The 23,305-nt window shown below is 68.1% G+C and carries 13 protein-coding genes; 2 read left to right on the forward strand and 11 right to left on the reverse strand.

The genetic code is table 11. The annotated features are described in order from the left end of the window. Positions 1 to 46: 46 nt before the first annotated feature. From AAID08_RS17965 to clpS, 5 genes are all read right to left on the reverse strand, one after another. A complete protein-coding gene (locus AAID08_RS17965; protein ID WP_175188713.1) occupies positions 47 to 1,366 on the reverse strand; it encodes a PqiA/YebS family transporter subunit in 1,320 nt (439 codons plus the stop codon). Positions 1,367 to 1,370: 4 nt separating this feature from the next. After that, complete coding sequence (gene clpA / locus AAID08_RS17970) at positions 1,371 to 3,680, reverse strand: ATP-dependent Clp protease ATP-binding subunit ClpA (protein ID WP_024069529.1); 2,310 nt, start codon at positions 3,678 to 3,680, stop codon at positions 1,371 to 1,373. A gap of 55 nt (positions 3,681 to 3,735) precedes the next feature. Then, a complete protein-coding gene (gene pbpC / locus AAID08_RS17975) occupies positions 3,736 to 5,958 on the reverse strand; it encodes a penicillin-binding protein 1C (protein ID WP_144654872.1) in 2,223 nt (740 codons plus the stop codon). After that, positions 5,955 to 11,102, reverse strand: coding sequence for an alpha-2-macroglobulin family protein (locus AAID08_RS17980; protein ID WP_395757829.1), 5,148 nt, complete (start codon positions 11,100 to 11,102; stop codon positions 5,955 to 5,957). Before AAID08_RS17980 ends, pbpC begins: the two co-directional genes overlap by 4 nt. A gap of 230 nt (positions 11,103 to 11,332) precedes the next feature. After that, positions 11,333 to 11,647, reverse strand: coding sequence for an ATP-dependent Clp protease adapter ClpS (clpS, locus tag AAID08_RS17985; RefSeq protein ID WP_025135841.1), 315 nt, complete (start codon positions 11,645 to 11,647; stop codon positions 11,333 to 11,335). 226 nt (positions 11,648 to 11,873) lie between these two features. On the opposite strand from clpS, the gene AAID08_RS17990 reads away from it, so the two are divergent. Both AAID08_RS17990 and AAID08_RS17995 read left to right on the forward strand, forming a co-directional pair. Further along, the gene (locus AAID08_RS17990; RefSeq protein ID WP_006220277.1) at positions 11,874 to 12,119 is read left to right on the forward strand and encodes a cold-shock protein; all 246 of its coding nucleotides are present in this window, start codon (positions 11,874 to 11,876) and stop codon (positions 12,117 to 12,119) included. A 101-nt stretch (positions 12,120 to 12,220) separates the two neighbouring features. Continuing rightward, positions 12,221 to 12,739, forward strand: a complete 519-nt coding sequence (locus tag AAID08_RS17995; RefSeq protein ID WP_231132925.1) for a DUF192 domain-containing protein — start codon at positions 12,221 to 12,223, stop codon at positions 12,737 to 12,739. A 115-nt stretch (positions 12,740 to 12,854) separates the two neighbouring features. Here the strand turns inward: AAID08_RS17995 and pcaF are convergent, their stop codons facing one another. The 6 genes from pcaF to xseA all read right to left on the reverse strand — a co-directional run bounded on the left by pcaF (position 12,855) and on the right by xseA (position 23,098). Beyond that, a complete protein-coding gene (pcaF, locus tag AAID08_RS18000) occupies positions 12,855 to 14,060 on the reverse strand; it encodes a 3-oxoadipyl-CoA thiolase (protein WP_054502079.1) in 1,206 nt (401 codons plus the stop codon). A 144-nt stretch (positions 14,061 to 14,204) separates the two neighbouring features. Then, positions 14,205 to 15,611, reverse strand: coding sequence for a chloride channel protein (locus tag AAID08_RS18005; RefSeq protein ID WP_054502078.1), 1,407 nt, complete (start codon positions 15,609 to 15,611; stop codon positions 14,205 to 14,207). 88 nt (positions 15,612 to 15,699) lie between these two features. Further along, entirely contained in the window at positions 15,700 to 17,427 is a 1,728-nt protein-coding gene (locus tag AAID08_RS18010; protein WP_175166724.1) for a methyl-accepting chemotaxis protein, read from the reverse strand. Positions 17,428 to 17,714: 287 nt separating this feature from the next. Next, a complete protein-coding gene (gene sodB / locus AAID08_RS18015) occupies positions 17,715 to 18,293 on the reverse strand; it encodes a superoxide dismutase [Fe] (RefSeq protein WP_049073101.1) in 579 nt (192 codons plus the stop codon). 130 nt (positions 18,294 to 18,423) lie between these two features. Then, positions 18,424 to 21,633, reverse strand: coding sequence for an ankyrin repeat domain-containing protein (locus AAID08_RS18020; protein WP_395756721.1), 3,210 nt, complete (start codon positions 21,631 to 21,633; stop codon positions 18,424 to 18,426). Between the two features lie 100 nt (positions 21,634 to 21,733). Beyond that, the gene (gene xseA / locus AAID08_RS18025) at positions 21,734 to 23,098 is read right to left on the reverse strand and encodes an exodeoxyribonuclease VII large subunit (RefSeq protein ID WP_054502075.1); all 1,365 of its coding nucleotides are present in this window, start codon (positions 23,096 to 23,098) and stop codon (positions 21,734 to 21,736) included. Between the last annotated feature and the right edge of the window lie 207 nt (positions 23,099 to 23,305).

Below are 23,305 nucleotides of genomic sequence, written 5' to 3' on the forward strand. Positions count from 1 at the left end.
TGAACGGCGCGCGGGGAGGTTTCCGTCCACCGCGATCATGCCGGCATCAGCCCGCTTGCGCGCCGGCTGCGGACGCCCCGCGCCCGCCACCGGCCGGCGCGGCTTCGTCCAACTCACTCACATCCTCGAGGTCCCAACTGCGGCGCAGGTCGAAACTCATGGCGGCCAGCATGGTCAGGATGACGACCACGCCGAACGCAGCGGCCCCCGCGCCGGCACTGATTTCCATCAGGCCCTGGAAATCGGCCAGGGCTGCCAGCAGGATCACGACAAAGACATCCAGCATCGACCATTGGCCGATGAACTCGACCATCTGGTAGAGGCGGGTGCGCGGACGCAGGTTGGTGGTGCTGCGCCATTGCTCGGTCAGCAGCAGCAGGATCAGCGCCAGCAACTTGGTCAAGGGCACCGCCACACTGGCGATGAAGACGATCAGCGCGATGTCCCAGGAGCCCATGTTCCACAGTTCCACGACGCCGCCCAGGATGGTGTGGGCGCTGTCGCCCAGCACCGAACTGACCTTCATCACCGGCAAGACATTGGCGGGAATATAGAACACCATCGCAGCCAGCAACAGCGCCCAGGTGCGGGCCAGGTGGTCGGGCTTGCGGTAGTGCACCACCGCGTGACAGCGCACACAGTGGTGCTCCGCTTCGGGGTCGTCGGCGCGCGGCACCGCCTGAACCTGGCCACACACATGACAGCCCGTCAGCACCGCGTCGGGCCCTGCCTCGGGCACATGCACGGGCACCACGCCGCCGGATTCGGCGTAGCGCCACAACACATGCGGGGTCAGCCGGCCCAGCATGGTCAGGAAAATGGTCAGGACGCCAAAGGCGAACAGGCCGACGCCGGGCGCCACCGCGGCCATGCCCGCCAGCTTCACCACGGCGACCAGCACCCCCAGCAGGAAAACCGGCACCATGCACCACGGCCGCAACAGGCCCAGCAGGCGCATCGCGCCGCGAAATTCCGCCGGCTCGACGCCGCGCGACAGGGGCCCCAGCACCCACAGCAGCACGATCAACTGGAACAGCGGGAGCACGAAACCCGCCAGCCCGGTCATGACCGCCACCACGTAATGTCCCTGGCGCCAGGTGATGTCGATGGCATCCAGCAGCGAAGCCTGCTGCACCATGCCCTGCACCGACATCGACGCGACCGGATAGGCATTGGCCACGCCGAAGACGATCAGCGCGGCGATCGCGAGCGCCAGCCAATTGGACAAAGTAAGCCCGCTGTAGCGCCATAGAATGGTGCCGCAGCGGGCGCAATTGGCGGTCTCGCCAGGTTCGAGCGGATGTCGGCGATAGATGCTTGCGCAGTGCTCGCACTCGATCAGCGGCTGGCTCTCCGCGCTACTCATGGGCCTATTCGACGAGCTCGACTTCCTGCTTGTCGGGCGCGGCCGACGGCGGCTTGCCGTGGTCGTCGAAGTCCAGCGTGACCTTGCCGGCCTCGTCCAGGTCCACGGTGACGGTGCCGCCATCGACGAGCTTGCCGAACAGCAGCTCGTCGGCCAGCGCGCGCCGGATGGTGTCCTGGATCAGGCGCTGCATCGGCCGCGCGCCCATCAGCGGGTCGAAGCCTTCCTTGGCCAGGTGCTCGCGCAGGGCCGTGGTGAACACGGCTTCGACGCGGCGCTCGTGCAGTTGGTCTTCGAGCTGCATCAGGAACTTGTCGACCACGCGCAGGATGATCTCGCGGTCCAGCGGCGCGAACGGGATGATCGCATCCAGCCGGTTGCGGAACTCGGGCGTGAACATGCGGCGGATTTCCGCCATTTCGTCGCCCACCACGCGCGAATTGGCGAAGCCGATGGACGGACGGTTCAAGGTCTCGGCGCCCGCGTTGGTCGTCATGATGAGGATGACGTTGCGGAAGTCCGCCTTGCGGCCGTTGTTGTCCGTCAGCGTGCCATGGTCCATGACCTGCAGCAGGATGTTGAAGACGTCCGGATGGGCCTTTTCGATTTCATCGAGCAGCAGCACGCAATGCGGCTGCTTGGTGATGGCCTCGGTCAAGAGACCGCCCTGGTCGAAACCGACGTATCCCGGCGGCGCGCCGATCAGGCGCGAGACGGCGTGGCGTTCCATGTACTCGGACATGTCGAAGCGCAGCAGCTCCACGCCCAGCGTGAACGCCAACTGGCGCGCGACTTCGGTCTTGCCGACGCCGGTGGGGCCGGAGAACAGGAAGGCGCCGATCGGCTTTTCCGGCTTGCCCAGGCCCGAGCGCGCCATCTTGATGGCGGCCGACAACGCCTCGATGGCGTTGTCCTGGCCGAACACCACGGTCTTGAGGTCGCGGTCGAGCGTGGCGAGCTTGCTGCGGTCGTCGTTGGAGACGGACTGCGGCGGAATGCGCGCGATCTTGGAAACGATGTTCTCGATGTCGACCTTGCCGATCACCTTCTTCTGGCGCGAACGCGGCAGCAGACGCTGGGCGGCGCCGGCCTCGTCGATCACGTCGATGGCCTTGTCCGGCAGATGGCGGTCGTTGATGAAACGCGCCGACAGCTCGGCGGCGGCCGACAGCGCCGCGGCCGAGTAGCGCACGTTGTGGTGTTCCTCGAAGCGGCTCTTCAGGCCGCGCAGGATCTGCACGGTCTGCTCGACGCTGGGCTCGGCCACGTCGATCTTCTGGAAGCGGCGCGACAGCGCGTGGTCTTTCTCGAAGACCCCGCGGTATTCCGTATACGTGGTGGCGCCGATGCACTTGAGCTGACCCGAGGACAGGGCCGGCTTGAGCAGGTTGGACGCGTCCAGCGTGCCGCCCGAAGCCGACCCGGCGCCGATCAGCGTGTGGATTTCGTCGATGAACAGGATCGCGTCGGGATTGCCGCGGATCTGCTTGAGCACGCCCTTCAGGCGTTGCTCGAAATCGCCGCGGTACTTGGTGCCCGCCAGCAGCGCGCCCATGTCCAGCGCGAACACTTGGGCCGCCTGCAGGATCTCGGGGACCTCGCCGCGCGTGATGCGCCAGGCCAGGCCCTCGGCGATCGCGGTCTTGCCCACGCCTGCCTCGCCGACCAGCAGCGGGTTGTTCTTGCGGCGGCGGCACAACACCTGGATCACGCGTTCGACTTCGTGCTCGCGACCGATCAGCGGATCGATGCGGCCGGCCAACGCCGCGGCGTTCAGGTCGGTCGCATACTGGTCCAGCGGCGACTGGCGCGATTCGCCCTGTTCTTCACCATTGGTTTGCTGCTCTTTCTGCACGGCGGCGGACTCCACCTGTGGCTGTTTGGTAATGCCATGCGACAGGAAATTCACCACGTCCAGCCGCGTGACGCCCTGCTGTTGCAGGTAGTACACGGCGTGCGAATCCTTTTCGCCGAAAATGGCCACGAGCACGTTCGCGCCGGTGACCGGCTTCTTGCCGGTGCCGCCCGCGGATACGTGCATGATCGCGCGCTGGATGACGCGCTGGAAACCCAGCGTGGGCTGGGTGTCGACTTCCGCGCCGCTGGGGATCACCGGCGTGTTTTCCGAAACGAACTGACGCAGGTTGCGGCGCAGGTCATCCAGGTTGGCGGCGCAGGCGCGCAACACTTCAACGGCCGAAGCGTTATCGAGCAGCGCGAGCAACAGGTGCTCGACGGTAATAAATTCGTGCCGGGCCGAACGGGCCTCGACAAAAGCCATATGCAGGCTGACTTCAAGCTCTTGGGAAATCACGCTTCCTCCGTAACGCATCGAAGCGGGCAAATACACGATTCATATTCTATGCCGATCAGGGCGTAACGCCAGCGATTTCAAAAACCACGCTGTCATGACGGCCTTGCGCGTCCATGACGGTAAGCGTATACCGTCCGTCCCGCGTCAGCACCAGATTAAACGGACGACCCGACGCGGCATGACCCACCACGCGACCATCGAGCATCCACCAAACTTCGCCTTCGGCGCCCTGCACATCCACATCCACCGCCACCTGCGCACTGCCAGGCACCGGCCGCAACACCGATCCGGTGGCCACGCCCCCCAGGCGCAACGGCCCCTGCGTGGCATCGGCATAGCCGGCGAACGACGGCGGCACCGTGTCGTTCAAGGCCCACGCCGCGCGCTGCTCGGGGCATTCCCCCGACGGCACGCTGCCGAGCCGGTAACCCAGCGGCCAACACGTCACGACCGCCTGCACCGAGGCAGGCCGCACGCGCACGTGCTGGGCGCCTTCCGGCAACGCCGCCACGATATCCTGCAGTAGCGGCGCCGCCACATTCGCCCCGAAAAACCCGGGATTCGGCGTGCCGTCGGGACGGCCCACCCATACCCCGATCGTCCAACTGTCGGTCACCCCGACGGCCCAGGCGTCCCGGAATCCGAAACTCGTCCCGGTTTTCCAGGCCAGTTGCTTCGCCGGGCTGCCCGATTGGTAAAACGGCCGATCCGGGTGGCCGCCGCCCTCCAGGATGTCGCGGACAATCCAGGCCGCGCCAGCACTCATCATACGGGACTCGACCCGCGGTTGCTCCGGCCGCAGGCGCGGACGCCCGGAGATGCCGCCACGGGCCAGGGCCCGATAAGCGCCCACCAGTTCTTCCAATGTGGTGCCGCCCCCGCCCAAAATCAAGCTCAGATTGGGCTCGGCGCCGGCCGGCAAACGTAACCAGACCCCGCCCGTCAGCATAACCGAGGCGAAACGGGTGGGCCCGACGCGGTCCAGCAGGTCCACGGCCGGCACGTTGAGCGAGCGTTGCAGCGCCTGCGCCACACTGACCGGCCCCGAGAACGACGCCTGGAAATTGCCCGGCGCGTAGCCGCCGAACGACAACGGCGCGTCGATCAGCAGGCTTTCCGAGTGGATCAGGCCGTCGTCCAGCGCCTGCGCATACAGGAATGGCTTGAGGGTCGAGCCGGGCGAACGCACGCCGCGCACCATATCCACGTGGGCGTATCGGGAATCATCGGAAAAGTCGGCCGAGCCGGCGTAGGCCTTGACTTCAAGCGTGTCGTTGTCCATCACCAGCACCGCCATCGAGACCTTGGGCGGCAGGTTGTCGACCCGATCCAGCAGCATGCGCTCGACCGCGGCCTGCATGTCCGCATCCAGGGTCGAGGTCAGCAGCGGCGGGCGGGCGCCGGGGCGGCGCGAACCGGCTGCGGGACGGCCGGCCTCCTGTAACAGCCGCTGGGCAGCCAACGGCGCCAGCCAGCGGGCGCGCAACGGCGGCGCCACCACCTGCTCGATCTTGGCGTCGGCCACCTCGGCCGGGGTCCAGCGGCCCAGTTCCACCATGCGGTCCAGCACCTTGTCGCGCGCGGTCTGCGCGGCCTGGGGATGGCGGTCCGGCCGCAGCCGCGACGGGGCCTGCGGCAAGGCGGTCAGCATGGCGGCCTCGGCAGGGCTGAGATCGCGCGCCGGCTTGCCCAGCCACAGGCGCGAGCCCATTTCGACGCCTTCGACGATGCCGCCCATGGGCGCGTGGGTCAGGTACAGCGACAGGATCTCGTCCTTGCTGTAGTGCATTTCCAACTGCACCGCGCGCCACGCCTGGCGCAGCTTGGCGCTCATCGAGCGCGACGGCTTGCCGGCCAGTTGCGGGTCGATCAGGCGCGCCACCTGCATCGTCAGGGTCGAACCGCCCGAGACGATGCGGCGGTTGGTGGCCCATTGCCAGCCGGCGCGCGCCAGCGACACCGGGTTGACGCCGGGGTGCCAGTAGAACCAGCGGTCCTCGTAGGTCAGCAGCGTATCGAGGTAGTGCGGCGAGACCTGGTCAGGCTTGACCGGGTAGCGCCAGATGCCGTCGCGGCTGGGATAGTTGCGCAGCGGCGTGCCGTCGGCGGCGACCACCACGGCCGCGCCGCCGGAATCGATGGGAGGCAGGGGATAGAGGCGGTCGAACACGAATAACAACGCGGCCAGCGCGAGTAGCACGCTGGCCGCGAAGAGTCCGCGCCGCCGCCAGCGGCGGGCGCGCGAGGCGCCCGCCGGCGGGGTGGCGGCGGTGTTCAAGGACGCTGCTTGGCGCTGCGATCGCGGATTTCGACCGTGCTCCATTGCTCGCCTACGCCACGGATCTCGGGCCGGTACATGTCTTCGGCCACGGTCGACGGCACCGCATAGCGGCCCGGCGTCACGACCCGCACCAGGTAGAACACGTCCACCTTGCCGCGACCCAGCGAGACCGCCGCAACATACCGGTCATCGCGGAACTCGCGGTGCTTGATGTTGGGGTCGGCCATCGCGTCGGCCACGCGGCGCCCGCCAATGCTCCAGTCCTGCATTTCGGGGCTTTGCGACAGGTTCAGGTTCTCGACCTCGAAACCGGCCGGCACGCGATCCACCAGCAGGCCGTCCGGAATGTTCTGGTTGGCGCTGGCCTGGACCCATACCACCAGCATGTCGCCGGTCTGCAGCGTGCCGCCATCCCACGGCTTGCCGTCGGGACGGTACCAGCCGCGCTTGAGCTGAATCACGTCGTTGCGCGGCGCCGGCACCGTGGTCGGGCTGCCCTGGATGTCGTACTCGACGAAGATCGACTGGCTGCCGGTGTTGAGCAACTGCGTGCCGGCCAGCTCGGCCGCGCTCAGCGACACGGTGCGGTCGGACCTGCCGCCTTCCAGCTCCTTGCGCACGCCATTGACCGTCAGCGCGGCCTGCCCCGGCGTCGACTTGTCGCCGCCTGCGGCGCGCGCGGCCAGCAGCAGGGCCATCTGTTCCTGGGTCGACAGGTACGAACGGTTGCCCAGGCGCGCGGCCAGTTGCGTCATCAGGTTCTCGACGCGGTCATGGCGCAGCTCGTACTGGTTGGCCAGCGCATACGCCAGCGCGTAGTCGCGCACGGCGCTGCCGTAATCGCCGAGCCAGTCATCGTAGTAGCTGTTGGCGCGGCGGGTGATGCCGTACTCGCGCGTCATGGCCAGATCGAGCGCGCTCTTCATGCGCCCTTCGTCGCCCATCAGCTTGAACGCGGCGGCCAACTGGATCAGGGGCAGCGGCGAACGCGCGCGGTCCTGGTAGTTGTCGAACAACTGGCGCACCGTCGACAGCGGCGCCTTCTTGTCGCGCGCCAGCGCCAGGGCGGCCGTAGCCAGGCCGGCAAACCGGCGGTGGTCTTCGCGCAGCACGCTCTGGCCGCCGCTGTCCAGGCGACCGGACTCGAAGTCGCGCTTCAGATTGGTCGACCAGGTGCCGAACGAACCACTGCTCTGCTGCACCTGTTCCAACAGCCACTGGCGCGAACGATCCAGCGAGGCCTCGGGAATGGTGAAGCCCTTGTCGCGCGCGTCCTGCAGGAAGCCCACGGCGTAGGCCGTCAGCCACACGTCGCGCGAGGACGAGCTGCTCCACAGGTTGTAGGAGCCCACGGCGTTGCGCATGCCCGACAGGCGGCCGATGGCGCCCGCGACCTTGGCTTCACGCTCGGCCTGGGTGCGCGGCTTGAGGCCGAACTGCTTGGCCGCTTCCTCGTCGATCAGGACCCACGGCAGCGTCGCGCTGATGGTCTGCTCGGTGCAGCCGTAGGGGTAGTTGAGCAGCCCTTCGACCACGCGGTTGACGTTGATCGGCGGACGGTTCGAGACCGTCATGCTGACCGTGGTCGAGTCGGGGTAGTACGACGCCACCCACGATGCCTGCGGCGTGTTGGACTCGCCCGGGTTCAGGCGCAGGCGGCGCACCTGGCGCTCGGCCGCGTAGGCCGGCTGCACCTGCAGCACCGATTCACGCACGATGTGGATCGGCTTGGCGCCGCCCTGCCCGTCCACGGTCAGGCGCATCAGGCCCAGGCCGTAGGAGCCCGTGGTGGTGGCGGTAAAGCGCAGCGTGGTGCGTTGCTTGTCCTTGAGGGTCACGGTGCGGGTGCCGTCGACGATGCCGACCGGATCCAGCGCTTCCAGCTTGACCGTCACCTTCTGGTCGGCGCCGCTCAGGTTGGTCACGTCCAGCGCGATGGCTGCCTGGTCGCCCGGGGTGATGAAGCGCGGCGTGTTCAGCTCGGCCACGATCGGCGCCGCCACCACCATTTCGGTGTCGGTGCTGCCGTAGTTGTCCGCGGTGAACGCGACGGCCATCAGACGCAGCGTGCCGTTGAAGTCGGGCAGATTCAGCGGGATGTCGGCCTCGCCCTTGTCGTTGAGCTTGACCGGTCCCGAGAACAAATCGACCAGCTTGACCTTCTTGGGCAGGCTCTTGCTGTCGCCGCGCATGGCGGCGTCGCCGCCCCATTTCAGCTTGCCCTTGGTGCCGTCCATTTTCTCGATCAGCTTGCCGTACATGTCCAGCAGTTCGGCCGCGTAGCGATGCTTGCCGAAGAAGAAGTCGAGCGGATCGGGCGTGCGGTACTGGTTGATGTTGAGGATGCCGACGTCGACCGCCGACAGCGTCACCACGGCCTGCTTGCCCTGGGCGCCATCGACCTTCACGCGGACCGTGGTCTTGGTTTCGGGTTCGGTCTTGGCCGCGGCCGTCAGCTTGACGTCGAGCTTGCGGTCGGCGCTGGCGATCGGCAGGAAGGTCAGGCCCAGCGCGCGCGCGGGGGTCACGCGGTCACCCTCGCTGCCGGGACGGAACACCGCCGCGGCCACGTACAGGTCATGGCGCTTCCAGCTCTTGTCGATCGGGATTTCCACTTGCGTGCCAGTCGCCTTCACGGCCACCCAGGTCGACCACAGCATGCGGTCGCCCTCGACGGTGATCAGGGCCTGGCCGTCGTGCGGCGGCGTCAGGGTCAGCTTGACGCTGTCGCCCGGCTTGGCCGGCACGCCTTCCAGCTTCATCTGCACGCGGTCGGGGCGGTTGCCCATGGCGTCGGCGTCCTGGGCGTCCCAGCCCGCATAGAAGCGGTAGCGCAGGGTTTCGCCGGTCTCGGGATCGGCGATTTCCAGGCGGTAACGGCCCCATTTGACGGGCACCGTGAACTGGCTGCGGTCCTTCAGCGCGATCTCGCGCGAATCGAGCAGTTCCTCGGTTTCGGTGTAGCCGCTGTTCCAGCCGCGCTGGTCGTCAAAGCGCCAGTAGTACTGGCGTTCCTCTCGATACAGGCGCATCTGGGCCTGCGCCAGCGGCGCGATCTTGCCCTGGGCGTCCACGCGCAGCACTTCGAACGAGGCCGGCGCGCCTTCGCGCGCGACGTCGCTGTCGAACTGCGGACGCACGGCGATCAGCTTGTCGGCGGGCCAGACGCTGCGCTCGATCGAGCGCACCACCGGGCGGCCGCCCGATTCCAGCAGGCTGGCCGAGACCCGCACCTTCATCGGCGAATGGGTGCCTTCGGTGCGCGGTTCGATTTCCAGTTGCGCGGCGCCGGTCGAATCCAGCGCGGCCTCCGGCAATTCCTCGAAATGGCGGCGCGAATCGTCGTCCACGTCGCCGAAGATGAACCCGGGCCATTGCTGCGGCAGCGCATAGCGGTCGCGCTTGACCTGGAAGCTGGACAGCAGGCGGTTGCCGGCGGCGGGCGCGCCATACAGATAGTCGCCCTGCACGTCGACGGTCAGGGTGTCGTTCGGCGCCAACACATCCTGGTCGGACGTGAGCGCCATCTTCATGCGTTCGGGCAGGAATTCCTCGACCTGGAACTTCCAGGAAGCATCCGGCGCGCGCGACGCGGGGTCGACGCGCAGTTCCAGCATCCAGGCGCCGGTCTGGGCATCGGGCGGCAGGTCGATGGCGCGCTCGACATAACCCTGCAGGTCCTTGGCGGGCTGCCACAGGTTGGTCGAGACCACGCGGCCGTCAGGGCGCTTGAGCGTGGCGGTCAGCGGCGCGGGCGGCATGACGCGGCCGTCGAGGTCGCGCGGCAGCACGGACACATGGAAGGTCTCGCCGGGGCGGTACAGGTTGCGGCCGGCATAGACAAACAGGCTGTTGGGGCGGGAAATATGGCCGCCGGTATCGAATTCGGACAGGTCCAGCGCGGGCTCGGCCAGCGCCAGCACGGTCATTTCCTTGTCACGCGAGGCCCGGATCACGCGGGCGTTGGTGAAGCTGCCGTCAAAGCGCACGTGGCCCTGGCCATCGGCCTGGGCCTTGGCCAGCGTCTTGCCGGCGCCATCCACCAGTTCGAAGAGCGCGCCCGAGATCGCCTGACCGCTCTTGAGCGACACCGAGTAGGCCTCGATGCGGTCGCTGTAGCGGCGCGCGTGCAGGCCGATGTCGCTGACATAGAAGTAGGTGACCTGGTATTCGTAGCGGAAACGGCCGGGCTGGCTCATCACCGCGACGTAGATGCCGGGTTCCTGCAGTTCCTTGATGCCTTCGACCGGCAGGAAGGTGACGTGGCGGCGGTTCGGCTTGTCGTCCGTCAGGAAGCGGCCCTGGTAGACACTGGTCGTCAGGGTGTTCAGGCGGTCCAGGTCCCAGTTGCTGACCGAACCCTTCAGACTGCGGTTGCCCGAGTAGCGCCAGCCGTCTTCGTCGTCGTAGCCGCCGGATTCATCATCGTCCGACGCGGAGGTGTTGCGGCCGATGCCCAGCACCGACTCGAACAGTTCCGGCACGCGCTCGGGCGCGACACGCAGGAATTGCACGTCGACCTCGGGCATGTTGACCGTCGCCACCGGCAGGCCGCCGTTCTGGCCGGCCGGCAGCACCACGCCGCGGCTGGCGAAATAGAACGAAGGCGGCATGGCATCGGTCACCACGTCGCAATGCGAGGCGCCGGCCAGGGCGACCTTGTCGCCAGCGCCCGGCAGGCCCGCGCGCACCGCGACGGAATACGTGCGTTGCGGCTGGACGAAGGGGAAATACACCATGCGCGGATTGGAGCCGACCACCCAGTTGCCCTGGACGATCTTGCCCTTGGGCGCGGCGTCGCCAGGCTGGACGGAGCTCGGCTGCTGGCCGTTGGCGCTGCGCTCGGTGTCCTGGTCGGGTTTGCCCGAGGCGGCGCCGGTGTCGGTGACCTGCAGGAACTTGGTCAGATCGGCCTTGGCTTCGACCGGCTGTGTGAAAGTGACCGCCAGCGCCAGCGAGTCGTTGTACTGGCGCGGCTGGCAATTGAGGACCGCGAACGCGTCAGCGGTGCCGACCGTGGCCGTGGCCGGCAAGGCCTCCGGCTTGGCGGCGCCACCCGTCGCGGCGGGCGCGGTCGTGGCTGCCGCCGGCGTAACCGTCTGCGGCGTCGCCGGCGCGGACGGTTGGCCGCCCTTGCCCATCCACCAACCCACGCCTATGGCGCCGGCCACCACGATCGCGCCGGCTACCGCCAGCCAGGTCTTGCTGTTCTTTCCACTCACGGCAAACCTCCCCGCCTACTCGAATGCGATGCTCCTTTGCGGCGGAGCTGCCGACCTGATAGTGCCGCGCGCTTCTCGGTGCGCGGTTCCTGCTTTGCAACCCTGTACAGCAGAACGCCGCCTGTGGTGGCGGCGCTGTTCTTGCGAGTTCAGACCGGTTCCATCACGCACTGCAATGGATGCTGGCGCGCCCGCGCATACTGGGCCACCTGGGCAATCCGGGTGGCGGCCAGGTCGCGCGGGTAGACGCCGCAAACCCCACGGCCTTCGTGATGCACCTGAAGCATGATGCGCGTGGCTTCTTCGTGGTTCTTGTTGAAGAACTTCTGCAGCACCTTCACGACAAACTCCATCGGGGTGTAGTCGTCATTCAACAACAGCACCTGGTACATCGGAGGCGGCGCGACGCGCGCCGGCGCCTTCTCGACGGCCAAATCATGCTGGGTATCCAAGGTAGAACTCATAGGGCGGCTATTCTATTTAATCAGGGGACGGCTTGCATGTAACTTACGCAAAATTACACGTAGAAATGCGTAGTTTCCATACTTGACTCCGCAAAGAAAAGCGGCGCATTATCCACGCATTCTGGGGTTTTCAATTCACCGAAAACCTGCCAGGAGGCCGGAGGGGGGACAGGGGTCTAGGCCGCGATGCCCTTCTGTCAACATACGATTCAATGAGGCAGTCCGCATGTCTGATACGACCGCAACCGCCGTCCAAGGGGACAATCCCAAATCGACGGGTACCGTCAAATGGTTCAACGATGCAAAGGGTTTCGGCTTCATTACGCCCGACGACGGCGGTGAAGATCTGTTCGCCCACTTCTCGTCCATCCAGATGAATGGTTTTAAAACCCTGAAAGAAGGCCAGAAAGTGGCTTTCGAGATTATCCAGGGGCCCAAAGGCAAACAGGCGCTCAATATCACCGCTGCCTGAGTTACTCTTTACAGCGCAACGGTAAGGTTGCGCCATTATCAGGCGGGGCTTTCGGGCCCCGCCTTGTTATTTTCTTATTACCGCGATTACCGCGTTTGGTCATGCTGAAGAATGCTGCTTTGTTTCATGTTGGTGGTGCGTTGCTCAAAACAGCGTTCATTAAATCGGCAGCGCGCGCGGCGGTAGCCGCGCTGCTCGGCGCCGCCACCCTGGCGTTGCCCCTGGCGGCCGGGGCCCAGACGGCGACCGGCCCGCAACCGACGCTGCCGATCGCGCAACTGGCCGCCGGCATCCATATTATCCGCGCAGAAGTCGCCAACACGGAAGCCAGCCGCCGCGACGGCCTCATGTTCCGCAAGGAACTGGCCGGCAATGACGGCATGCTCTTCGTCTTCGAGCAGCCCGACGTGCAGTGCTTCTGGATGCGCAACACCCTGCTGCCGCTGTCGATCGCTTTTATCGCCGACGACGGCACGATCGTCAACATCGAAGACATGGCGCCCCAGACCGACGACACCCACTGCTCCAAGAAACCGGTGCGCTACGCACTCGAAATGGCGCAGGGTTGGTACGAAAGCCACGGCATGAAGGCCGGCAGGAAGATCGACGGACTGCCCTGAGCCAGCCGCGGTCCTGCGCACGCAACAAGGGAGCCCATGGGCTCCCTTTTCGTTTGGCCGTGCCGCCACCGCGCGGCGGCGGGCCCGGCCCCGGTCGCCCGGGGCCGTAGCGGAATCAGACACGCTCGATGATCAAGGCGATGCCCTGGCCCACGCCGATGCACATGGTGCACAGCGCATAGCGGCCGCCGGTGCGGTGCAACTGATTGATCGCGGTGGTGGCAAGACGCGCGCCGCTGGCGCCCAGCGGGTGGCCCAGGGCAATGGCGCCGCCGTTGGGGTTGACGCGCGGGTCGTTGTCGGCGATGCCAAGCTGGCGCAACACGGCCAGGCCCTGGGCGGCAAAGGCTTCATTCAGCTCGATCACATCCATCTGGTCCAGCGTCAGGCCGGTCTGGGCCAGCACCTTGCGGGTGGCGGGCGCCGGGCCGATGCCCATGATGCGCGGCGCGACACCGGCGGTGGCCATGCCGACCACGCGGGCGCGCGGCGTCAGGCCGTGGCGCGCGGCGCCTTTTTCGTCGGCCAGCAGCAGCGCGGCGGCGCCGTCGTTGACGCCCGAAGCATTGCCGGCGGTCACGGTGCCGCCTTCGCGGACCACACCCTTGAGCTTGGCCAGCGCCTCGAGGCTGGTCTCGCGCGGATGCTCGTCCTTGGACACGACGATAGGATCGCCCTTCTTCTGCGCGATCGAGACCGGCACGATCTCGGCGTCGAAGAACCCTTCCTTCTGGGCGCGGGCGGTCTTCTGCTGGCTGGCCAGCGCGAACAGGTCCTGGTCTTCGCGGTTGATCTTGAAATCGTCGGCGACGTTTTCGGCGGTTTCCGGCATCGAGTCGACGCCGTACTGGGCCTTCATCAACTTGTTGATGAAGCGCCAGCCGATGGTGGTGTCATAGATCGCGGCGTTGCGCGAGAAGGCGCTATCGGCCTTGCCCATGACGAACGGCGCGCGGCTCATGCTTTCGACGCCGCCAGCCAGCATCAGGCCGGCTTCGCCGGCGCGGATGGCGCGCGCGGCGCTGCCGATGGCGTCCAGGCCCGAACCGCACAGACGGTTGACCGTGGCGCCGGGAACTTCGACCGGCAGACCGGCCAGCAACGTGGCCATGCGGGCGACGTTGCGGTTGTCTTCGCCGGCCTGGTTGGCGCAGCCCAGGATGGCATCGTCGATTTCTTCCCAGCGCACGCCAGGATTGCGCGCCACCAGCGCCTTGATGGCTACGGCCGCGAGGTCGTCGGGACGCACCGGGGCCAGTGCGCCGCCGTAGCGGCCGAAGGGGGTGCGAATCGCGTCACAGATATAGGCATGCACGGTCATGAGATGCTCGGATTGAAGTGGAGGAATCGAATGCGCACGATCTTAACGCAGCGGTTTCGCGCCAAGATGGTGCATCCCGAGGATGTCCGCAGAACGGACGGTGTCCAGCTACTGTTCACTCACCGTACACATGCCGGCCTGCCCTCAAGGTGTCGGCGCGCTCGCCCGCGCGGCGCGCCCGGCCTCGAGGATGGCCTGGCGGCGAAAGCGTCCGGCGGCCAGATGGTAGAACGGCTGCGGGCAGAACTGGCGCGACACGCCCGAGGCCAGCAGCGAGCCGACCAGCAGCCAGAACAGCATGGGCTGGCTGCCCGTCATTTCCATGACCACCACGCTGGCCGTCAACGGCGCCTGGGTGGCCGCGGCCAGGAACGCGGCCATCGACACCAGGACCAGCACGCGCTGGTCCACGCCCTCGCCCGCCAATTGCCAGATGTGATGGCCGATGCCGGCGCCGGTGGTCAGGGCGGGCGTGAAGATGCCGCCGGGAATGCCGGCCCAGTACGAAGCCACGGTGGCGGCCAGCTTGGCCAGGCCGAAACCGGCGGGCAAGGCGTTCTGCGTCTCGCCCGACAGCAGGTCGGCGGCCGCGCCGTAGCCGGTGCCGTAGACGCTGCCGGCCGTGGCCAGGCCGATCAGCGCGAGCACCACGCCCATGGCGAAGGCGGTCCAGATGGGATGGACGCGGATCCAGGCCCGCCAGGCCGCGGGCGCCATGCCGGCCGCCCCCTTGCCCAGCAGGCGCGCGAAGAGACCGCCCAGCGCACCGTTGAGCGCGGCGCAGATCAGTACCCACCACAGCATGCCATGCGTAAGGACCGCGCCGCCAAAGGTGCCGAAATAGGGATTGTTGCCCTGCACCGCCACCACCAGAAAACCGGCCGCCAATACGCCGATGAGCACCAGCCGCTGCCAGCGCAGCACGGTGCCGCGACCCAGTTCCTCGATGGCGAAGATGACGCCCGCCAAGGGAGCGTTGAAGGCCGCGGCCAGGCCGCCGGCCGCGCCCGCGGCGATCAGCTCGTTGGCATGGAAGCCGCGCAGTTGCAGCCCGCGACGCTTCCAGAAATCGCCCCATGCCAGCATCACCGCGGCGCCGACCTGCACCGACGGCCCTTCGCGGCCGATCGAGGCGCCGGCCAGCATGCCGAAGAACGCCAGCGGAATCTTCCACAGCGCCTGCGCCAGCGACACGAGGCTGCGCTGTCCCGGGCCGGGCGGCAGCGACAGCGCGCCGATCACCTGGGGAATGCCGCTGCCCGCGGCATTGGGCGCGAACCGCAGCGTGGCCCAACGCAGGATGGCCAGTGCGCACGGCAACACCAGCAGCGCCAGCCAGCCGGCATGCCCGACCCATTCGCGGTTCCATTCCAGCGCGAGGTCGGCCAGGTAGGCAAACCCCAGCGACACCAGGGCAACCAGCGCCGCGCCTCCCAGCAACAGGGCCATCTGCAGGCTCTTGCGCGACAGGCGGTTGGTCTGTCGCAACTTGCGGCGCAGCAGGTGGCGGGAACCGGTGGCGATACGGCGCAGCGGGGTGGGCAGGAACATGGGCGGGGCCGGGCGGCAAGGAGTGGCAAAACCAGAAGTGGCTAAACCATACCATTGCCGCCTGACTGCCAGCCCACAGGCGTGCCATTCAGAACGACGACCAGTCGTCCTCGTCCGCGTCGTGCTTGATGAGGGCCGGGCGCGCCACGACCGGTTGCTGGCGCGCGTCCGCCGCCTGATGCGGCGTGGCCCGGCCGGCCTGGATCAGCCGGGCCCGGGGTTCGGCATTCATCGACACGGGACCGGCATCGATCTTGAAGCGTCGCACCTGCTGCGCCAGGCGGCCAGCCTGATCCTGCATGCTGCCGGCCGCGGCCGCGGCCTGTTCCACCAACGCGGCGTTCTGCTGGGTCACGGTGTCCATCTGCGCCACGGCCTGGTTGACCTGGCCGATGCCGGTGGATTGCTCGGCGGAGGCGCTGGCGATCTCGTGGACCAGGATCGCGGCCTGGCGCACGCTGTCGACCACCTCGCGCATGGTGTTACCGGCCTCGTCGGCCTGACGCGTGCCGCCTTCGACGCGATGGACGGATTCGTCGATCAGCGCCTTGATCTCCTTGGCCGCGACCGCGGAGCGTTGCGCCAGGGTGCGGACCTCGCCGGCCACCACCGCGAAGCCACGGCCCTGCTCGCCGGCGCGCGCGGCCTCGACCGCGGCGTTCAGCGCCAGGATGTTGGTCTGGAACGCGATGCCGTCGATCACGCTGGTGATATCGGAGATGCGCCGCGAGCTTTCGGAGATCGCGCTCATGGTCTGCACCACGACGTCGACCACCTCGCCGCCGCGCGCCGCCACGGTCGAGGCCTGGGTGACCAGCTTTTCGGCCTCGCCGGCGTTGCTGGCGTTCTGCTGCACGGTGCTGGTGAGCTGTTCCATCGAGGCCGCGGTCTGCTCCAGCGATGCCGCCTGTTCCTCGGTGCGCTGCGACAGGTCGGCATTGCCCTGCGCGATCTGCGAGGAAGCGGAGGCGATGCTTTCGCAGCCGTCTCGCACATCGCGCACGATGCGCGACAGGTTTTCGTTCATGGCCTTGAGCGCGGCCATCAGGTCGCCCGTCTCGTCGCGCGAGGTGACCTGGATGTCCCCGCTCAGGTCGCCATTGGCGACCCGGCGCGCGGCCTCCACCGCCCGCCCCAGCGGCCGGGTGATGCCGCGCGTCACCAGCCAGCCCAGCAGCAGGCCCAGGGCCACGCCGGCCAGCGACAGGCCGATCATGATGAGGCGGGTGCCGGAGTACAGGTCGGTGACTTCGCGCACCGCGCGGTCGGCCGCCTGCTCCTTGGCCTGGACCAATTCGGTGATCAGCGCCTCGGCCTTGCCGGACGAGGCGGCGGCGCGTTTGGTGATGTTGACGATGGCGGCATCGGTCTGGGCCAGCGGCAGCCCTTCGGCGGCCTCGAAGAACTCGATGGCCTCGCGCTTCCAGAGCTCTTCGGCTTCGACGAATTGCGCCAGCAGGCGCTTGCCGTCCTCGCGGACGAAGCTCTGCGCCGCCTTGGCGCGCAGGCGCTCCAGGTTTGCGACATCGCGGTCGAACTCGGCGCGCAGCGCCTGCCTTTCTTCCTCGGTGGTGGCGCCCAGGAAGCTCTTGCGCGCACGGCCGGCGGCGATCAGGCTGATGTTGGCTTCCTTGATGTCGGACAGCCCCCGGAATTCGACCTCGGCGATCTGGTCGTTCATGTCGTTGATGCGGGAGAGCCCCCACACCCCGAACGCGCCGATGCAGCCCCCCAGCAACGCTACCAGCAGGAACGCGCCCGACAGTCGCACGCCGATGCGCGCGCCGATATGCAACCCCGAAAAAAACCGCAACATGCTTCCCTTCCCGTCAAACGCCACGGTGTTGTGGCGGGCATGCCGCGATCGTTGGCCCCATGGCTCGGCCGCAGACTGCTTTCAACGATAGCGGGACCTTCGCCTCGCTTTATTCGTAAAGAGAGGGAGATTTATTCTCATTTTCTACAAAATGAATTCGACAAAATACAAAATTTGACCCCGTAATCTAGAATTTCGGTCGGCTCCCGGGGCGCGCCGAAAACAAAAAGGCCCCTCGCGATGCGAGGGGCCTTGGCCCTGCGGTGCGCGCCGGGCGCGCAGCGGAATCAGGCGAAATTCTTGGCGGCGAAGTCCCAGTTCACCAGGGCCCAGAAGTTTTCCAGGTACTTGGGACGGGCATTGCGGTAGTCGATGTAGTACGCGTGTTCCCAGACATCACAGGTCAGCAGCGGCTTGTCGGCCGTGGTCAGCGGGGTGGCGGCGTTGCTGGTGTTGACGATGTCGACGGAACCGTCGGCCTTCTTGACCAGCCAGGTCCAGCCCGAACCGAAGTTGCCGGCGGCCGACTTGTTGAAGGCTTCCTTGAAGGCGTCGAAGCTGCCCCACTTGGCATTGATGGCGTCGGCCAGCTTGCCGCTCGGCGCGCCGCCGGCCTTGGGAGCCAGGCTGTTCCAGTAGAAGGTGTGGTTCCAGATCTGCGCGGCGTTGTTGAAGATGCCACCCGAGGACTTCTTGACGATGTCTTCCAGCGACAGGTTCTCGAACTCGGTGCCCGGGATCAGGTTGTTCAGGTTCGTGACGTAGGTCTGGTGGTGCTTGCCGTAGTGGTACTCCAGCGTCTCTTTCGAGATGTGCGGAGCCAGCGCGTCCAGTTCGTAAGGCAGGGGGGGAAGAGTATGTGCCATGTGTCGGTTCCTTCTGTTGAGTGCACGATCAAGCCGTTCAATTGTATCGGCAACTCTGCGAGGATACCGCGTTAACCCCGCGGCGGCGCGGGGTTAACGGGCATGTGTTTATGCCTTGCGCGCGTAAACGCTACTCTTTCTCATAGCGCAGTTCGCGCCCGCCTTGCGCGGCCACCAGCGCGCCGTCTTCGCGCAACGCCAATGTCATGTGCAACGGTGTGCGACTAGCCGATTCCGGCAGTTCCAGGTCGATGCGCAGCGCCCGCGATGCGATATCGGACTTGCTCACATCCACGCTGTGCCAGCGCGCGCCGGAAGGCAGCGGCACGAACACCGCCAGGGCCTTGAGCTCACCCGGCGCGATCGGCGCGCTGACGCCATCGGCGCCTTCGGACTGCTTCGGCGTGCCGGCGTAATCGGCGCTGGCCGACGACATCGCCACATCGACCTTGACCGGCCGGCCTTCGTAATACACGCGCACCGTGAGCTCGTCGCCCTCGGCGGGCCGCGAGTCCGCGCCGACCTTCGCGATCGCCGAGAACGGCTGGATCGGCGGCGTGTCCAGGCGCACCTGCCTACCCTCCAGGCGCCAGGTGCCGCTGGCCTGGATGTCCACGGCGCCGTAGCTCATCAGGTAATCGAAACGGCCATCGGGCGACAGCAGCAGCTCGCTGCCGACTTCGCGCATGCCGCGCAGGTAGTAATGGCCGGCGACGCGCGCGGCCGCTTTGCCCAGGGCCTTGGCGGCGCCCGGCTTGGCGGGGCAGGCCTGCTTGAGCGGCGCGCCGGCCGCCTGCAGCGCGGCGGCAAAGCCGGGCGCGGCCTGGCATGCCAGCGTCTGGCTGAACGACTGGCCCGAGGGCGCCGCCGCGCCATCAAAGCGCGCGTGGTGCCGCGCCAGCAGCGCCAGCATGTCCGGCTGCCCGCTCGCCAGCGCCACCCAGGCCGGACTGCGACCCTGCGCATCGGCGGCGTCCGGGCTCGCGCCGGCCGCCAGCAGGGCATCGGCCAGATCGGCGCGGCCCAGCAGGATGGCGGCGACCAGCGGCGTATCGCCGCTCTCGGTCTGGCGCGCGTCCAGATCGGCGCCCACGGCCTTCAAGCGCGTGAGCACATCGATCACCGTGTCGCGGCGCGCGATCGCCAACTGGCGGTCGCGCAACAGCGCCGACAGCAGGCGCTGCGGCAAGGCGCCGTCCTTGCCGACGCACTCGGCGCGCGCGCCGGTGTAGCCCGCCGCCTGCAATTGCGCGAAGTACCCGGGCCGGTCGAGCAGCGCGTATTCGCCCCCCGACGGCAGGCAGGCGTCGGCCAGCGGCTGCTTGGCGCCCTGCTCCACACGTTTGACCAGCGCCAGGTCGCCGGAGGCAAGCGCGGCGTTCAACAAGGCATGAGCGGCCGGCGCGCGCGGCAAGCGCGGATCGTCGAGCCGCGCGCCGGCGGCCAGCAAGCGTTCGAACATGGCCGCGTCGCCGCCGCCGATGGCCCAATACAGGGCGCTGCGGCCGTCCGGGGCCAGGCCGAGCGGATCGGCGCCCTTGGCCAGCAACGCATCGACCATGGCCGCCTGGCCCGAAGTCACCGCCACCAGCAAGGGCGGCACGCCCTTGTTGTCATAGGGATCGTCCGACGCCGCCGCGGCGGCCTGCGGATTGACCGGGACGCCCGCGTCGATCAGATACCTGGCCATCTCGCCGTCGCGGTTCTCCAGCGCCTGGCGAATGGCGCTGGCATCGAGCGTCCTCAGGTCGAGGCCGGCATCGGCCAGGTGCCGCAGCATCGCGGCGCCCTGCTTGCCCGGCTGGCGCAGCGCCTGCGCCAATGGCGAGCGCGCGGGGTCGGCCAGCAGCGCCTGCAGCGCGGCCGGCGGCGTGGCCGCCAGCAGGTCGTGCAGCAATGGCGCGTCATCAGCCTCGATGGCGCGCTGCAGGGCGGACTTGCGGTCGTAGCCCTCCCGCGTGGTGGTCGGATTGGCGCCGGCCGCCAGCAGCACGCGCACGGCCGCGGCCTGGCGGGCCCGCACCGCGTCCGCCAGGGGCGTGTCGCCATGCGGTTCGGTATCGTCGCCCTCGACCGTCGCGCCCAGCGCCAGCAAGCGCTGCAAGGTGACGACGTCGCCCTTGCCGGCCGCCAGATTCATGATGGGACGCTCGTCCGCTTCCATGCGCACGAAGACCGCCGCGTCGGTGCCGGTCTGCGGTCCGCGCTGATTGAACGGCATGTCGGCGCGCAACAGCGGCACGGCGATGTCGCCGTGTCCGGCCGCCACGGCGGCCTGGGCCGCGTCCAGCCATAGGTCGCGGTCGCCGCTGGCGCCGTAGCCGGTGTCGGGCGCGGTGCGCGGCCCCAGCTCCGCGAGCGCCGTCACCGCGCCCGCGTTGCCGGTGTAGGCCGCCAGCGCCAGCGGACTGGCGCCCTCGCCGTACGCGGGCCGGGTGCCGGTGGCGGCCAGCGCGCGCACGACTTCGGCGCCTTCGGTCAATTCGACCAGCGGCCCCCAGGCCAGGTAGTCCGCGGCCCGGCGCGGTTGCCCCTGCGCGTCCGTGAAGGCCTGGCGCATGGCGTCATCGGCGTGTTCGTCGATATAGGCGAAGGGACGCGCGGCGCCGGCCTTGAGCAGGGCCAGCACCATGCGCGTGGTCTGCTGGCGGTCAACCAGTCGCGGCAGGTAGGTCATGCGCACCGCGAATTCGAAATCGCGGCTGAGCAGGAATTCGAGCGGAGTCTTGTTCTCGTCGCCGCGCTGGTCGGGGCGGGCGCCGGCCGCCAGCAGCATGTCCAGGATCTCGGGCGTGCCATACAGCAGCGCCAGTTGCAGCGACGGACGGCGCGATTCGTAGGTGATGTCGTCCAGCGCCGGCCTGGTGGCCAGCAGGGCCGCCAGCATGCGGGTGCGGGCCGGCAGCGCCGCGTGGCAGGCCTGGCGCAGGCGCGCCGCCTCGTCCGTCGGCATGTCCCAATACACGTGCTTGCCGCGCTTGCCCGCCGGCATCAGCAGCGCGTGCAGCAGCGGCACGCCTTCAAGCGCGTAGTCGCCCGGCTGCTTCACCTTGGCCAGCGCGGCGGCGAAGGCCGCCTCGTCGCCGGCGGCAACGGCGTTGAACAAGGCGCGGGTCTCGGCGGTCTCGGCCGCCCGATATTCGCGGTAGGGCGACGCGCAGTCGCAATCGGACGGCGGCTTGGGCTCGGCCCGGGGCGACGGCGCGGCCGGAGGCGGCGGCGCCACCGACAGCGGCGCGGCGGGCGGCGGCGGGTCGTTCTGAAATCCGGCCCGCGCCGGCGTCGTCGCGGCCAGCGTCATGGCGGCCAACAGCGCCGCCAGCATAGCGGCCTGGCGCATGCGGCGCTCAGGCTTGCGTGGTTCGTTCAACCGCATCGTTCCATCCCTGACGGCCGGCCCCGAGGGCCGCGTTGTCCCACTACCGCCTGTTCGCGGCGCTTCAGAGGTCGCGCGTCTCGCGCACCTGCGTGACCTCGACCCGGGCGCCGCCCTGCGCGAAGCTCAGGTCCAGGCCCTGCCCCGCCGCCAGGGTGGCGGCATCGCGCACGATGCGGCCGTCGGCGTCCCGCGCGATAGCATACCCGCGCGCCAGCGTGTTGCCGGGATCGAGCGCGCGCAGTTGCGCGCCGGCCGCGGCCAACTGGTCGCGGCGCCGCGCCAGCAGGCGCGCGTGTGTCTGGCCAAGCTGGCGCGTCACGGCGGCCAGGCGTTCCGCGCCGCGGCGCGTGTCGGGCGCGCGATGCGCCAGACGCTGCGCCAGCAGGTTGACGCGGGCGCCGCGCCGGGCCTGCGGACCGGCCCAGGCCGATGCCAGCCGGTAGCTCAGGCTGTTCAGGCGCTCGCGCTGGTGTTCCAGCCGCTGGGCCGGCGACACCAGTTGCGCGGCGGCGCGGTCGAGACGCTGCGCCGCGCGTTCCAGGCGGCGCTGCTGGCCGCGCACCAAGGTTTCGGCCGCGTACATGACGCGGCCCAGCAGTTCGGAGCGCGGCACGCAGGCCAATTCGGCGGCCGCGGTCGGCGTCGGCGCGCGCACGTCGGCGACGAAGTCGGCGATCGTGAAGTCGGTTTCGTGGCCAACGCCGCTGATGGTGGTGATGGCGCTTGCATCGATCTCGCGCGCCAGGGCTTCGTCGTTGAAGCTCCAGAGGTCCTCGATGCTGCCGCCGCCGCGCACCAGCAGCAGCGTATCGACCTCACCGCGGGCGTTCGCCTGGCGGACCTGCGCCGCCAGCCGGCCGGCCGCGTCGGCGCCTTGCACCGGCGCCGGGTAGATGATGACCGGCACCTGCGGCGCGCGCCGCGCCAGCGCCGACAGCACATCACGCAGCGCGGCGGCATGCAACGAGGTGATCACGCCGATGGCGCGCGGCAACGGCACGGGTTCGCGCTTGCGCGCCGGATCGAACAGGCCTTCCGCGTTCAACTGTTCCTTCAGGCGCAGGAAAGCTTCGTACAGATTGCCCAGGCCGGCGCGGCGCATGGCGTCGACCTGCAGTTGATAGTCGCCACGGGGTTCGTAAAGCGACACTCTGGCCCTGATTTCCACCTGGTCGCCGGCGCGCGGCACGAAGCCGACCGCGCTGGCGCGGCCCCGGAACATGACGGCGCGCACGGCGGCGCGGCTGTCCTTGAGCGTGAAGTACCAATGCCCGGAAGCCGCCTGCGTGAAGTTGGAAATCTCGCCGCGAACCCACAGTGCCGGGACGCTGCGCTCCAACAACTGCCCCACCGCTTGGTTCAGCTGGGCAACTGTCAGGATATCCCGCGCAAATACGTTGTTTGTGACTGCAAGTTCAATTGTCATAAGGCTTTCCGATGCGTACCTGTCCACAGGGCATACGTAGCGGGCCGCCATGATACCGCGTCCGGGCATTTTTGCCGCGACAGGCCCGAAAGCTAGCAAATTCGACCTAAGAACATGATTTTTATGGAATTTCTGACCATGCACGGTTGCTCGTATTTGAAGCAACCAAGCGCAAGCCCTGTGCCCGCAAGCGTTCCGGCGAAGTTT

The organism is Achromobacter sp. EB05 (assembly GCF_044232075.1).
Lineage (GTDB): Bacteria > Pseudomonadota > Gammaproteobacteria > Burkholderiales > Burkholderiaceae_B > Achromobacter > Achromobacter dolens.